General features: G+C 38.9%; 10 protein-coding genes. 6 read left to right on the top strand and 4 right to left on the bottom strand.

What is annotated here, in order from left to right; genetic code table 11:
- Positions 1-299: 299 nt before the first annotated feature.
- On the top strand, positions 300-572 hold the full coding sequence (locus BW935_RS04740) for a hypothetical protein (protein ID WP_217695344.1): 273 nt from the start codon (positions 300-302) through the stop codon (positions 570-572).
- On the opposite strand, the gene BW935_RS04735 is transcribed toward BW935_RS04740, so the two are convergent.
- On the bottom strand, positions 573-1,658 hold the full coding sequence (locus BW935_RS04735; protein ID WP_076499031.1) for a bifunctional 3-deoxy-7-phosphoheptulonate synthase/chorismate mutase type II: 1,086 nt from the start codon (positions 1,656-1,658) through the stop codon (positions 573-575).
- Positions 1,659-1,870: 212 nt separating this feature from the next.
- Here BW935_RS04735 and BW935_RS04730 point away from each other — a divergent pair, with 212 nt between their 5' ends.
- The 3 genes from BW935_RS04730 (at position 1,871) to BW935_RS04720 (ending at position 6,234) form a co-directional block, all read left to right on the top strand.
- Positions 1,871-3,058, top strand: a complete 1,188-nt coding sequence (locus BW935_RS04730; protein ID WP_076499449.1) for a proline dehydrogenase family protein — start codon at positions 1,871-1,873, stop codon at positions 3,056-3,058.
- A gap of 61 nt (positions 3,059-3,119) precedes the next feature.
- Positions 3,120-4,838: a lysine--tRNA ligase gene (gene lysS / locus BW935_RS04725; protein WP_076499030.1), complete on the top strand. Its 1,719-nt coding sequence runs from the start codon at positions 3,120-3,122 to the stop codon at positions 4,836-4,838.
- A 181-nt stretch (positions 4,839-5,019) separates the two neighbouring features.
- Positions 5,020-6,234 carry an arginine deiminase gene (locus tag BW935_RS04720; RefSeq protein WP_076499028.1) on the top strand — a complete coding sequence of 405 codons (1,215 nt, stop codon included), beginning with the start codon at positions 5,020-5,022 and terminating at the stop codon, positions 6,232-6,234.
- A 142-nt stretch (positions 6,235-6,376) separates the two neighbouring features.
- Here the strand turns inward: BW935_RS04720 and BW935_RS04715 are convergent, their stop codons facing one another.
- Positions 6,377-9,148 carry a putative LPS assembly protein LptD gene (locus tag BW935_RS04715; protein ID WP_076499027.1) on the bottom strand — a complete coding sequence of 924 codons (2,772 nt, stop codon included), beginning with the start codon at positions 9,146-9,148 and terminating at the stop codon, positions 6,377-6,379.
- A 68-nt stretch (positions 9,149-9,216) separates the two neighbouring features.
- Here BW935_RS04715 and BW935_RS04710 point away from each other — a divergent pair, with 68 nt between their 5' ends.
- Together BW935_RS04710 and BW935_RS04705 are read left to right on the top strand one after the other, a co-directional pair.
- Positions 9,217-10,017: an N-acetylmuramoyl-L-alanine amidase family protein gene (locus BW935_RS04710; protein ID WP_076499025.1), complete on the top strand. Its 801-nt coding sequence runs from the start codon at positions 9,217-9,219 to the stop codon at positions 10,015-10,017.
- A 168-nt stretch (positions 10,018-10,185) separates the two neighbouring features.
- The gene (locus tag BW935_RS04705; protein ID WP_076499024.1) at positions 10,186-11,814 is read left to right on the top strand and encodes an acyl-CoA carboxylase subunit beta; all 1,629 of its coding nucleotides are present in this window, start codon (positions 10,186-10,188) and stop codon (positions 11,812-11,814) included.
- Between the two features lie 181 nt (positions 11,815-11,995).
- On the opposite strand, the gene BW935_RS04700 is transcribed toward BW935_RS04705, so the two are convergent.
- Both BW935_RS04700 and BW935_RS04695 read right to left on the bottom strand, forming a co-directional pair.
- Entirely contained in the window at positions 11,996-12,370 is a 375-nt protein-coding gene (locus BW935_RS04700) for a hypothetical protein (RefSeq protein WP_076499022.1), read from the bottom strand.
- 5 nt (positions 12,371-12,375) lie between these two features.
- Positions 12,376-14,799, bottom strand: coding sequence for a penicillin acylase family protein (locus BW935_RS04695; protein ID WP_076499021.1), 2,424 nt, complete (start codon positions 14,797-14,799; stop codon positions 12,376-12,378).
- Positions 14,800-14,887: the final 88 nt, after the last annotated feature.

The raw sequence follows: 14,887 nt of genomic DNA, 5'->3' as shown, positions 1-14,887 counted from the left end.
ACAAATTAATTTTTGAATATTTTTTTGACAATACTGTAAATCCAACCCATACTGTTACCGAATCAGCAATCAAACTACTTTTGATTAATATTTTCAAAATATTCTATGGTACATTAATTCATATATTTCACCATCAATCTGGAACCATCTAATCTCAAATTGATTTATAGTTGTGAATAAAACAGCAGCATGAATATCATCACAAAACCAAAGTCGATACTCAGATACTTGAACAAATCATCACCGAAGAAAATGTAGAGCGACAAGTTATCGTCAAATGCTTTTTGGAAAATGGCTCTATGGAACAAATGATCAGAATATGGCAAAGTACATTTTTGGTACCAAAAGAGAGCAGTACAAAATCCAAACTACTCAATGCTGATAATATCACATTCTTCCCGTTTTGGACTTTTATCAAACCAAATCAAAAGTTTAACTTCACCCTAATTTTCGAAGGCTTACCGAGAGATTGTAGGGTTTTTGACCTGATCGAAGAAATCCCTCAATCAGGCGGTTTCTCCATTACAGGTATCAATAGAAATCAGACAGACGTCTATCATGTCCAAATATGATTATTTTTCCAGCTGCTTGTCCTCCATGATTTCTTTTTGCTTGCTGATAGATTCTGAATGAATCATACGAAATAATTCTTTGATAAATTCAGGGTTGAGTCGCATTGCTTGCGCCCATTCAGATCTACTTTTGAAAACCTTCTTCCAGCGATCAATTTGAAAAATCGCCACATTATTCATTTTCTTAAATTCCCCTGCTTGCGCTACCAAATTCATCCTCCGTGTCAATACCTCTAGTAGTTCTCTATCCACATCATCAATTTGACCTCTGATTTGTTCAAGTTGATATTGAAATTCAGAATTCTCAGGATTGATTGTTCTAATCTTAAGCCTGTGAAGCATATCTCCCAAGACACCTGGCGTCACTTGTTGCGCTGCATCTGACCACGCATGATCAGGGTCTCGGTGGGATTCAATTATCAATCCATCAAAGTCCAAATCAAGCGCCATCTGGGCCACATCAAAAAGTAAATCTCGCCTCCCACAAATATGACTCGGGTCGTTGATCAAAGGTAATTCTGGAAACTTCGTTTTCAATTCTATAGGAAGTTGCCACATTGGGCTATTACGATAGGTCGTATCATTAAAATTTGAGAAACCTCTGTGAATGGCTCCTATTCGCTTCAATCCAGCTTGATCAAGTCGCTCCAAAGCACCTATCCACAATGCTAGATCAGGATTGACGGGATTTTTTACAAAAATGGGAATATCCACACCTTTAAGACTGTCTGCTATTTCTTGTACTGTAAATGGGTTTACTGTTGACCTTGCTCCTATCCACAAGATATCTATATCAGCATCCAAAGCTTGCTTAACGTGATTTGGGTTGGCTACTTCTATGGCAAACTTGACCCCATACTTCTTCTTCACTTCTTGTATCCATGGCAATGCTATCGCGCCAACCCCCTCAAAGCTCCCTGGTCTTGTCCTAGGCTTCCAAACACCTCCACGGATAATCTTCACACCTTGTTTGACCAAAGCTGCAACGGTCTCGTCTAATTGCTCAGGTGTCTCTACACTACAAGGTCCAGCTATAATTAGCGGATGCTTTTCACTCCATCCCCACGCTTCAAATGATTTTCCCATATTTTATTTCAACTCAATTCTAATCTGCAAATTAACAATTGCCCATCACAAAAAGTTACTGTCACAGAAATACCTGACAGAAATCAGCCTTCAGATAAAGAAATAAGCTAATTTTGAATCGAAAAAAAAGCCTAGCCAAACATCGCTAGAATCCATACAAGGTTTGGAAGGCTATGATTCACAAAGTATATTTGCAGCTCGAATTACAGAATATGCCCACAAAAACCAAAATTTCTTTGGAGAATTTAGAAGTTGCTTTTGCTTCTAAATCTGATGCGGACTTGAGAAAAATGTATCTCATCTTTGCAACCATGAACAGCAACACTGCTGTAAAAATGGGGATCAAAATGGCCAATTTGGCTTTTAAAATCAAATTCCCAATCAAGGGTCTGATGAAAAGCACCATGTTTGGACACTTTTGCGGAGGAGAAAGCATTGAAGATTCCCAGCAAACAGTAGACGAATTGGCAGCTTTCAACATCAAGACAATCTTAGATTACTCGGTAGAAGGTGAGGGGAATGAAGATAGTTACGAGGCCACTTATAAAGAAATCTTGAGGACTATAGAAAGATCCGCAGGAGATGATAATATTCCCTTCGCAGTATTTAAGGTAACTGGTCTTGGTGATTATAAAATCATGATCAAAGTACAAGAAGGAAAAATGCTGAACAATGCTGAACGTGCATCCTTTGACAAACTGAAAGCTAGAGTAGATGGCTTATGTCAAGCAGCCGCTGAGGCGAACACAAGGATCTTGATCGATGCTGAGGAGTCATGGTTTCAGGATGTCATAGATCAGATGGTGTATGAGGCAATGGAAAAATACAATCAGAAAGATTGCATTGTGTACAATACCTATCAAATGTATCGACATGACATGCTTCAAAGGCTTAAGGATGCCAATGAAGTAGCTGAATCCAAAGGGTACAAGCTAGGAGCGAAACTCGTGAGAGGCGCATACATGGAAAAAGAAAGAGAAAGAGCCAAAGTGAAAGGCTATCGCTCACCAATTCAACCTGACAAGGCTTCTTCGGACAGGGATTATGATGCAGCTTTGGCCTTTTGCATTGAAAATTTTGGACAAATCAGCCTAGTAAGTGGCTCACACAACGAGCGAAGCAATATTTATCTTACTGAATTGATCGAAGAAAAACAAATCAATCCAAAAGATGAAAACGTCTACTTTGCCCAACTTTATGGCATGAGTGATAATATTTCTTACAACTTGGCTAATGCAGGTTTCAATGTAGTCAAGTATGTTCCTTACGGTCCGGTGGAGAAGGTCATGCCATATCTAGGTCGAAGAGCTGAAGAAAATACTTCTGTAGCAGGTCAAAGCTCAAGAGAGTTTGATTTGATCAAAAAAGAGATTGCTAGAAGAAGAAACTTGAATAAGTAAAAAAATATCAAACCAATCAGGAGGAGCCATTTGAGACCTTCTCTATTCAAATCTATAAACAATGCAATTATTAAGTGAACAGGAAATAGAGCGCAGAAAAGACCGAGAAGAGTTGATCAAGCTGGGAATCAATCCTTATCCAGCAGAATCATTTCCAATTAACGTCACTGCGGCAGATATTCATAAAAACTACGAAAACAATAAAACTGACTACAAAGACATTTCCATAGCAGGGAGATTGATGAGTAGAAGAATCATGGGTTCTGCATCCTTTGCTGAGATTCAAGATGCTACCGGTAGATTACAGATTTATGTGCGTAGAGATGATATTTGTGAAGGTGAGGATAAGACTTTTTACAATACTGTATTCAAGAAGCTACTCGGTATTGGTGACTTCATCGGTGTGAAAGGATATATTTTCACTACCCAAACAGGTGAAATTTCTCTTCATGTCACAGAGCTCAAGGTCCTTTCTAAAGCTGTAAAACCACTTCCAGTTGTCAAAAGAGATGATGATGGTAATGTATATGACGGCTTCACTGACCCTGAATTGAGATACAGGCAGCGATATGTAGATTTGACAGTAAACCCTGAAGTAAAGGAAGTTTTTATCACCAGAACCAAGATCATCTCTAATATGAGAAGGTACTTTGATGACCACGGTTGGTTAGAGGTAGAAACCCCCATACTCCAAGCTGTACATGGAGGTGCTGCGGCAAGGCCATTCAACACGCATCACAACACCTTAGACATGCCACTCTACCTGAGAATTGCCAATGAGCTTTATCTCAAGAGATTAATTGTAGGTGGTTTTGACGGCGTGTACGAGTTTGGGAAGATGTTCAGAAATGAAGGCATGGACCGTACTCACAACCCTGAATTCACTTCTATGGAAATTTATGTAGCCTACAAGGACTATATTTGGATGATGGAAATGGTGGAAGAGTTGTTAGAAAAAGTAACACATTCCATTCATGGTACTACCGTAGTCACTGTTGGTGATAAGCAGATTGATTTTGCAGGACCTTACAGAAGAATCAGCATGTATGATTCTATCAAGGAATATACGGGTATTGATGTATCTAAGATGAACGAGGATGGATTGAGAAAAGTATGTACTGACCTAGGAATCGAAACAGATGCCAGCATGGGCAAAGGCAAATTGATTGATGAAATCTTCGGAGCTAAAGTTGAAGATCATTTGATTCAGCCAACATACATTACAGATTACCCGATCGAAATGACACCTCTGGCTAAGAAACATAGAACCAAAGATGGACTGGTAGAGCGATTCGAACTATTTGTAAATGGTAAGGAAATCGCCAATGCTTATTCAGAGTTGAATGACCCAATCGACCAAAGAGAAAGATTCGAAGAGCAATTAAAACTAGCTGCTAGAGGAGATGATGAAGCGATGGCTATGGATGATGATTTCTTGAGAGCTTTGGAATACGGCATGCCTCCTACATCTGGTCTCGGAATAGGTATAGATAGATTGACCATGATGCTGACCAATAAGACTACCATTCAAGAGGTACTCTTCTTCCCACAAATGCGCCCTGAGAAAAAAGTAAAAATCGCTACTGATGAAGATTTCATGGCAGTGGGCATTCCACAAGGGTTGATTCCTGCATTGAGAGATCTGAATATCCATACCATGGAGCAACTGAAGGAGCAAGACGCCAACAAACTCTTCAATGATGTCTGCGGAAGAAGAAAAAAACTAAAACTAGACGCCAGCAATCCTACTAAAGAAGAAGTAGAATCTTGGTTATCTTAAGATTTTAGATTTCAGTCCTGAGGAATCAGGGAGATTGGAGATTAAATGAATAACAAAGCCGGGTCGTGAGATTCGGCTTTTTTCATGACCTATACAGTTTATTTTATTTATTAAGTCATTTATTAAATCATATTTTTAATTTTTTACACTATTTTTAAAAAACATCATTGATAATTTAACCATGAATCTAAGATTGAACTCAGAATTTGGCACCTTGAAGGCTGTATTGATGCATAGACCAGGAAAAGAGATTGATAGGTTGACACCTTACAATAAGGAGTTCTTGCTTTTTGAAGATGTTCCTTATCTCGAAGCCATGCAGAAGGAACATGATTTTTTTACTGATTTGATTAAACAGACTACCGGAGCTACTGTCTATAGACTACAAGAGTTGTTGATTCAAGTATTATCTGATGAAAAATTACTTTTCAAACTTATGAAACAAGCCCTTAGCAGATCCAATATGACTCATTTGGCTGAGCAAATCATGGGGCGATTATCAACTGCAGAATGTGCGGTAGCTTTGATGGCTGGCATCAAAGTACACGAGCTTAAAAGAAAAATCCCAAATTTATCAGCTGGTGAATTGATGGACTATGCGTTTATCATCCCCCCTAGTCCCAACTTATATTTCCAAAGAGACCCAATGGCCGTCACACCGGGTGGGATTGTCTTTTCTAGTATGAAAATGGAGGGTAGACAGCGTGAAGCAGATCTTTTAAGAAGTATTTTTGAAAATCATCCCGATTTTAAAGAAAACATCAATTGTATCTACCCAGTCAATGGCCACAATAACCCCGCAAGTATTGAAGGTGGTGACATCATCATTTTATCAAAAAAAGCAGTGGCTATAGGCAACTCAGAAAGAACTGATGAAAAGGCTATTTATCATGTGGCCAAGTCCTTACTTGCAGAAGGTACTGTAGAGCGAGTTTATGAAGTTCACCTACCGCAAAAAAGGAACTACATGCACCTTGATACGGTATTTACCATTTTGGATGAAAATTTGGTATTGACCTATCCAGATGCGCTCAATGCTGTACTTCAAACATCACTTTACACACTCAAAGAAATCAAGGAGGACAAAGTACATATCAAAAGAGAGGTCTTAAATGAGTCACTCCTAACTGTATTGGAGAAAGAAATCCCCTATTTAGAAATCCTCCATACAGCCGATGGCAATCCAGATTATGCCATGCGAGAGCAGTGGTTTGATGGCGCAAATGTTTTTGCCATAGGACCAAGAAGGGTCATTTCTTACAATAGAAATAAGCACACCAATCGCGCTTTGAGAAATCTTGGGGTGGAAGTCTTGGAAATCCCTTCTTCTGAGCTTTCTCGTGGACTTGGTGGCCCTAGATGCATGACCATGCCATTAAGTAGAGCAAAAATTTGACGGATCTGGTTTTGATGTTAGAAGGTTAGAAAGTTTAAAAGTTAAAATGTTGTGCTGCGCATTGCAATACATATCATACATCTTGAATCTTTTTTACCGATATGAATCGTAGCTACATCATTCTAAAATCTTAAATCAACTTCTACCTATCGAAGAATGACCTTCTTCTATTGACCTTAAGATCTTGTAGAATGGCTGACTTGACGCGAATATCTACACTGTATGAAGTAAAAGTTCCAAATGGAATCCATGATACATTCATCTGCCAACAGTGTAAGTCTCTGGCTATAGAAATCATGGTTTGAGTGATTTTAGCTGTGGAAAAATCATATCCTGTATTGAAATTGACCTTCCACTTATCTGTCAAGCTTACATCTCCATTGATATTCAAGGCTTGAGTCACATTGGACTGTCCTCCGGGTCTGTTATTGTAAGATAGGTTGTAACCAAATCCTAAGTTCCAAGGAATACTCCAATCTATGTATTGACTAGGATCATTGACGATTCGGTTGATTTCATTTTCTACGAACTCATTCATCTGACCACCTTGCTGAAGAAAGTTATTGGTGATTTCATCTCTTACTTCACCAGGGGAGCGTTCGGATTTACTTGGATTGAGGCTACCATTGATATTGACAGAGGCATTACGAATACTCCCAATACCTTGTCCCCTTCTCCATGCAAAATCATTGATTCTTCTAGCTACTTCTTGTCCTTGAGCTGTTCTAGAGACTCCTGAGGCATAAGGATCTAAAGTTGCAGAAAGGTTGACAGAAAGCTTATTGTCAAAAAATGATGTTCTAGTATTCATATTTACAGGAGCCAACTGAAAGGAATCGGCTGCGAAGTTGTAATTCGTAGTCACATTCAAGGTTTGAAGCAATGGGATCTTTTTGGTTTTGACCTCTGCTGTATCACTCTCTGTTCTGATCTTCGCTTCAAGTACATTCCTGATAGAAATACTCAAGGCTCTAGATTCACCCAATGGAGCCCCTTGAAAGATAAACCCTTGATGTCTGGAAAAAAATTGTGTTCTGCCAGCACTATCGACCTGTACCTGCTGATAGTATCCAAATCTCGGATCAGAAAAATCTGGAGTAAAATTAAACCCAAATGATGGCTGCATGTGGTGACGAATAGCTTCTACTTTCTTACTATTCTTAAAAGTATAGAAACCATACACATTGGTGTTCATATTGAATGAAGTGGTATAGAAGCCCACTCTATTGAAGCCATTTTCGAGAATTCTATCTACTCTATTTTCTACATCATTATAGAAGTAATTGATCCTTTCCAAATACCAAAGTTCGGTATAGTTTGCGGATGCAGTTCCAGTGAAATACTTGAAGAGTGTGAAATTGGACGAGATAGGTATAGTACTTCTTGCACCATTATTGGCATCTCTTAAAAGTTGCGGTAAGTTTGCAAAACTAAATGCTAAAACATCAGGAGCTTGCTGAAACTCTTCACCAAAACCAAAATCCTGTTGAAAATTTTGATTTTGAACACCTAATGCGGGTGTAATTCTGTTGGTGATTTGATTTTGAAGGTTGAAATTCCAAGCAATATTTAGTGTCTTCAAAGGCTCAAACCTAGTCAAATTCTGAAAAGGATTTTGACGATTCATATTGACAGCGACGTCAGGTAGAGTCAAGTTAACTTCGTCCGTATTGATATTCTGTGAGTGTCTCAAGTTTGCAGACATACTAAAGGGAGTCCCTGCAAATGTTTTGCTATAGGCTATATTAGATGTGAAATCCGCCCTTACGTTATTTGCAAAATTATTTGGGTTTATGACCAAGTTATTATAATTCTGAGTACCTGCATTGACTGAAGCTGAAAACCTAGAATTACCTCTAGTTTCTGGTGTATGCTGCCAACTTACCCAAACTGATGTAAAATCAAGTGGATTCAATTCTGTCTCTGGACTTCTGAAGCTTTGGTAATCTATATTAAAACTACCATTATAGCGATAACGCTTTTTATAAATCGAGGCGGCTTTTGCCCCCCATCCTCCATTGGAATAAATATCCCCTGTCAGTCGTGTATGAATAAAATCATTGAAAGCAAAGTAATAACCAAAATCTCTTAAGAAAAGACCCCTTCTTTGTTCTTGACCATATGAAGGGAAGACAATTCCAGAAGCTTTTTCCTCAGGCGTATCGGGAATAATACCGAAAGGCAACCCAATTGGAGTAGGGATATTATTAAAATAGAGATTGAATGGACCTGTGACCACTTGCTTGCCCCTGATAGATTTGATTTTGGCAGCTGATATATGAAAATGTGGCTCGGCTAAGTTACAGGTAGTGTAATAACCTCTATCCATGTAGATACTACCATCTGTAGTTTTCTTGATCGTCTCTCCTCTTAAGAGACCGTCTTGCTGCTCTGTCACTACATCCTTGATGATTGCCTTTTGCGTTTTGAAGTTGTAACGCATCTCTTTTCGGATTTCGTAAGTGGTATTACCTTCTTTAAAAATCGGATTACCTTGGATATTACCCAACGAGTCTGTCACCCCAGAAGCAAAAAGTTCACTTTTATCCCAATCAATGATAATCAGATCTGCATCAAGTCTGATATTTCCATACTCAAACCAAGCTTCTTTGTGTAAATAGATTTTATTTTGAGCAAAATCAGTGATGATACTATCTTCCCCATAATAATTGATAATGGTTTCTATGTCACCTTTAGGCACTACCTTTGTAGAGTCGTTTTCTGGAAGGCTGTCTGGAAGGGTTATTTCTGGTAATTCCACTTCAGGAAGTACCTGAGCTGGTGCTCTTAAAATAGAATCAGGTGCAACAATTGGATTCTCCACCCTCCTCGTTCTTCTCTCTTGAGAGAATACAAATTGGGGGATTACCCAAAATAGTAGGAATATTATGAATTGGAGCCTGTTATTCCGCACCGATTGAATCAAATTTGTTTAAAAATTTCTAAATTTCGAACGAGCAAAGTTAATGGTATTTAGTGCTTATGAAACGACTTCAAGTTAAAAATATTCTTGCAATTACTTTATTTACATTTTCCTTTCTTTTTATGGGCTTCCAACCCACAGGAAGTAGGGCACCGGAGTTCAAATTAAGGACTGTGGTCATCGATGCAGGACATGGTGGTAGAGACCCTGGGGCACTAGGCTCTTTCAGTAAAGAAAAAGATATTACATTAAAAGTAGCCCTACAGGTTGGTAAATATATCGAGGAGTATCTACCTGATGTCAAGGTCATTTATACACGTCAGTCTGATGTTGCTGTAGACCTGAAAGAAAGACCGAATATTGCCAATAGAAATCGAGCTGATCTTTTTATTTCAATTCATTGTAATGCTGCTTCCAATAGATCTGCTTATGGAACAGAAACATTCGTCATGGGTACTAAAAACTTCGAAGCGAATTTCGATATTGTAAAAAGAGAGAACTCTGTGATCCTACTTGAGGAAAATTATGAGGAAAATTATGAAGGATTCGATCCTACGTCTCCGGAATCCTACATCATGTTCAACATCATGCAGAAAGCTTTCCTTTCCAATAGCTTATCGCTAGCTTCAAAAATAGAAAATGATTTTACTAGCCGAGTCAATAGACATAGTAGAGGTGTCAAGCAAGCACCACTCTACGTCCTTTGGACCACAAGCATGCCATCCGTTTTGGTTGAACTCGGTTTTATATCCAACCCTAATGAAGAAAGATACCTCAATAGCAAAGATGGCCAAACCTATTTGGCATCTGCCATCTATCGTTCGGTAAAAGCATACAAAGAGGAAATAGAATCTCTATAATTCCTTCCTTGACCAAAACATAAAATAAGCTAAATTCGCCTTCACCAATTCGCTTTGTGAAGGCGTTTTATTTTTATTAAGTCCCACACATCAAAACTCCCATCCTATTTTGAAACTTATCAACATATTACCTTATTTTAGCTTTGAAAATTAAACCCGAATAACTTTATGGATATTGAATTCAATAAAAACGAAGATCAAAACAAACAATTACTTTTTCAGCTGCGCAAAAAATTAGAAAAAGTCAAATTAGGGGGAGGGGAAAAGAGAATTGCCAAGGAGCACCAGAAGGGTAAATTGACTGCAAGGGAAAGAATTGATTATTTGAGAGATGCTGGTTCAGAATTTTTGGAAGTGGGTGCACTTACAGCAGATGGCATGTATGAAGAAGAAGGAGGCTGCCCTTCTGCAGGTGTAGTCACTGGAATCGGATATGTCAAAGGTCGTATGTGTATGATTGTTGCCAACGACGCGACTGTAAAGGCTGGTGCATGGTTTCCAATGACAGCAAAAAAGAATCTTAGAGCACAGGAGATCGCCATGGAAAACAGACTCCCCATCATCTATCTGGTAGATAGTGCAGGCGTTTTCCTTCCTATGCAAAATGAAATTTTCCCTGACAAAGAGCATTTCGGAAGGCAATTCAGAAACAATGCCAAGATGTCCTCCATGGGTATTATACAGGTAGCAGCTATCATGGGAAGTTGTGTCGCTGGAGGAGCCTACCTACCGATCATGTCAGACGAGGCCATGATTGTAGACAAGACAGGTTCTATTTTCTTAGCTGGTTCCTATCTGGTCAAGGCTGCTATCGGAGAAAGTGTGGATAATGAAACACTAGGAGGCGCCACCACACATTGCGAAATATCAGGCGTGACAGACAATAAGTACGACACAGACCAAGAATGTTTAGATGCAATTAGGAATATTTTCGACAAAATAGGTGCTTACGAAAAAGCTGGTTTTGATAGAAAAGAGCCTTCAAAACCCAAAAAAGATGAAAATGAACTCTATGGTGTATTCCCATCAGACAGGGTTAAGCCTTATGATATGCGAGCAGTCATAGAACGTCTCGTTGATGATTCAGAATTTGACGAATACAAAAAAGATTATGGCAAAACCTTACTCTGCGGAACTGCGAGAGTCGATGGTTGGGCTGTCGGCATCATAGCCAATCAGCGAAAGATCGTCAAAAATAAAAAAGGTGAAATGCAGATGGGGGGCGTAATTTACTCAGATTCTGCTGACAAAGCGGCTAGATTTATCATGAACTGTAATCAGCGAAAAATACCGCTTATTTTTATTCAAGATGTATCTGGATTTATGGTCGGCAGTAAAGCAGAACATGGTGGTATCATCAAAGATGGCGCAAAGATGGTCAACGCCATGGCAAATTCTGTAGTTCCTAAATTCACCATAGTGATTGGAAATTCTTATGGCGCAGGCAACTACGCCATGTGTGGCAAAGCTTATGACCCTAGACTGATCTACTCTTGGCCAACGGCTCAAATGGCCGTAATGTCTGGAGCTTCTGCCGCCAAAACCTTACTCCAAATCAAAATAGCCTCTCTCAAAAAATCAGGAGAGACAATTACTCCTGAAGATGAAAAGAATCTACTCGAAGAAATCACTGCCAAATACAATGAAGAACTAAGCCCCTATTACGCAGCTTCGAGACTTTGGGTAGATGGTGTCATCGATCCACTAGAAACTAGAAAAGTCATCAGCATGGGAATCGAAGCAGCTAATCATGCTCCTATCACAGAAAAATTCAATGTAGGCGTCATCCAAACTTAATTTATGCTTGGTGATACAAAACAAAAAAGTCAGTAGATCAATCTCCTGACTTTTTTGTTTTGTGTTTCTGTCTTTTCCTTAAGTTGGGATATAAAAAAGTTACATACTAGCATTTCTGTATAGCCTGTAGACATTGGCCGATAATTTGATTCTCAGCTAGAATGGGGAGAATCAAGTTCAACTAATATCTGTACATCCCTTGTGGTCTTTTTGGCTTTGAAAGGTTCTTTAAAAGTGCTCCAGTAAGTCCGCTAAATCCTCCAAGTAAAAATCCTAATACACCCGTAGCTACCCACAACAAATTACTTTGTTCCATTCCCATCAATATGGCCATCTTATCTGGAAGTGAAGAACCTGTCTCGATGCTGATGGAAATAGCTTTTCCTAACCAAACAAGCCCCATGGCAAGTCCAGAAGCAAAGAAAGAGGCAGTACCATTTGATGCCATTAAATATGCTAGTATGACAATGACTCCCATCAGATAGGGATAGCTAAAATATGGTCCTAAAAACAAGACCAGTAAAACTGTCAAGACAAATAATGCTGTAAATTTCATATTTTTCAAGGCTTTAAAGTGGTTGAAAAAAGGCTAGTTTGAGAATTTTCCATCTTTTTGAGTTTGAAGTTCACGTATTCTCCATTAGCCCATTTTTTCAAAAATGAGTCATAATACTTACTTCCTGGATTACCAGATTGTCCTCCTGGATAGATCCCAAAAGCTTCAGGTTCTTCTCCTAATTCTACCACCATTCTCCAACTAGCCCCATGACGTTCAGATGTAGCATTCAGAATTCCTGCCCCACCACCAGTATATACACCTTCATAGGAAAATGATTTGAAATTGGGAACCAAATGCTGGATAGTTGTATTTTTCTGATTTGCCCAAGTATAATCTCCCTTATCTTGCTCCATTTTTTTCACTTGAACAATCATAGAATCAAAACTTGCCATGACATGATCCTTAGCAGTCTCTATTATACCTGTAGTTTTTTTATCAAACAGACTTGAGTTTGGTTCGTTTGCTAATAATTTAACTGTCTGGTAATTATTAGGAAGCACGACAGGGAGCTCAGATTTTCTCAAGTCTTCCCATACGCTCCTATGTAAATACCTCCACCAAAGGTGAAATAATGTTGGGGCTGTTTGATTAGGAAAAGTAAAGAAATTCCAATCAGCCAAGTCCTTCAAGTAAGAAACATGTTCCACACCAGCATTGATCAAAGAATCAGCCTGAATATAATTCATCATAACAGGAAGTGCCTCAAAAGCATGAAGGTGAAAATTATCAAACTGCAACTCCATCATGTCGGCTATCGTGATTTGGTTCATTTCAGCCAATCGCTGATTCAGTCTTCTATTTCTATAATGCTCGAAACTATTGTCAAAAACATAGTATGGATAAGAAGGGTCTACAGAATGTTGGTTGGCAGAAGACACAAAACCTCTTGTGGGGTTTAGTGTCGCTGCATTATGTTCAATTGGAATAAAGTCCTTCCATTCCATTTTAGGGTCATTTCCATCCATCAAAAACTTCCCTTGCCCTTCCCATTTCAAGGGAAATCTACCTTGTACCTTCATGGCGATATCTCCTGATTGGGATGCAAAAACAAAGTTTTGAGCTGGTGAGGTATAGTGGTCTAATGCCGCTATATAATCCTCATGTGATTTCCCTTTATTCAATAAAAGAAAGGTTTTTTGCTCGTTGGAAGGTAAATGAGCAGTCCATTTGAGCGCAAAATTCACATCTTGCCTTTCTGCTCTGAAGGATTGATCATATACTACGGGACCATGATGGGTATAAACCACAGTATCGAAATAAGAAGCCTCACCTTTGACTTTGATTTCCTCTATTCTAAATGTACTTTGAATCCATTGATCATTGTATAGGTACTCTGTACGATCATCGTTTTTAAAAGTAATGGCATACCAATCTCTGGTATCTCGTGTGGCATTGGTAACACCCCAAGCGATATTTTCATTGAAACCTGAAATGATCCCTAGCGCACCTGGAAGCGTAGCACCTTTGACCGAGTGATTAGGAGTAGTCAATTGCATCGCATACCAGAGGGAAGGAAGATTCAAACTCAAATGCGGATCATTGGCAAGTATAGGGTTGCCTGAGGCTGATTTACTTCCTGCCACAGCCCAATTATTGGAGCCAACTCCAGGCTCAGGTTGAGGCATGGTTTTTACAAATATTGAATCATTAGGATAAACAACTCCCTCTGGCTTAGTAACTTGCAATGGCGTAAAATCCCAAGTCTTATCAGCCTCTATGACTGGATCATTTTCCTCTGGGAAAAGCGGGAATAGCTTGTCAAGTAATTCAGGACCAAGAATAGTGTGTAGGTTTGTATATTCTAAATCCCTATCTCCCACCAACATATCTGCCATGTACTTTAGCAAAAGCAGGGATTTGTAAGGCGACCATTTCTCAGGTCTATAATTGAGGATCTTGTATTCTATTGGCATCCTCGCATCCGTGAGAGATTCTATGTATTGGTTTACACCATCAGCATAAGCCTGCACAAGCTTAAAAGTCTCTGGGTCTGTATTTTCTAAAAATTGTATTCCTTGCTCTGCGGCAAAAGGCATCCCTTTTCTCCTAGTCATCCTATCAAGATCAATAGCCATAGAACCAACGATCTCAGAGATTCTACCAGCTGCTGCCATGGTTTGAAATTCCATTTGCCACAAGCGGTTTTGGGCTGTAACATAGCCTTGGGCTCTGTAAAGATCCAATTCATTTTGTGCAAAAATGTGAGGAATCAAGTTTTCATCATATTGTATGATTACTGAAGAAGAAAGTCCAGATAACTTAATTTCTTCTTTGGCAAGTTGATCCTCAGAATAGGCATTTTGCCAAAATCCGTGATTGGGATCTAATAATTTGCCCAGTGGTGGAATGCTACCAAACTGTAGGGATAGTGCAACGCCGAGAGAAATTGTGATAATCAAGGCAATTGCAAAACTTATATATTTCATAAGTAGGAATGATCTAAGGACTTAAATATAGATAAAATGTCCAAGATTAGAAATTGAAAGTATTTGAAATCAAAAGGGCTAGCAAAGC

Source organism: Belliella pelovolcani (genome assembly GCF_900156785.1).
Taxonomy (GTDB): domain Bacteria; phylum Bacteroidota; class Bacteroidia; order Cytophagales; family Cyclobacteriaceae; genus Belliella; species Belliella pelovolcani.
Note: the sequence above shows the minus strand (reverse complement) of the source record. Positions and strands in the feature narration are given on the sequence as shown.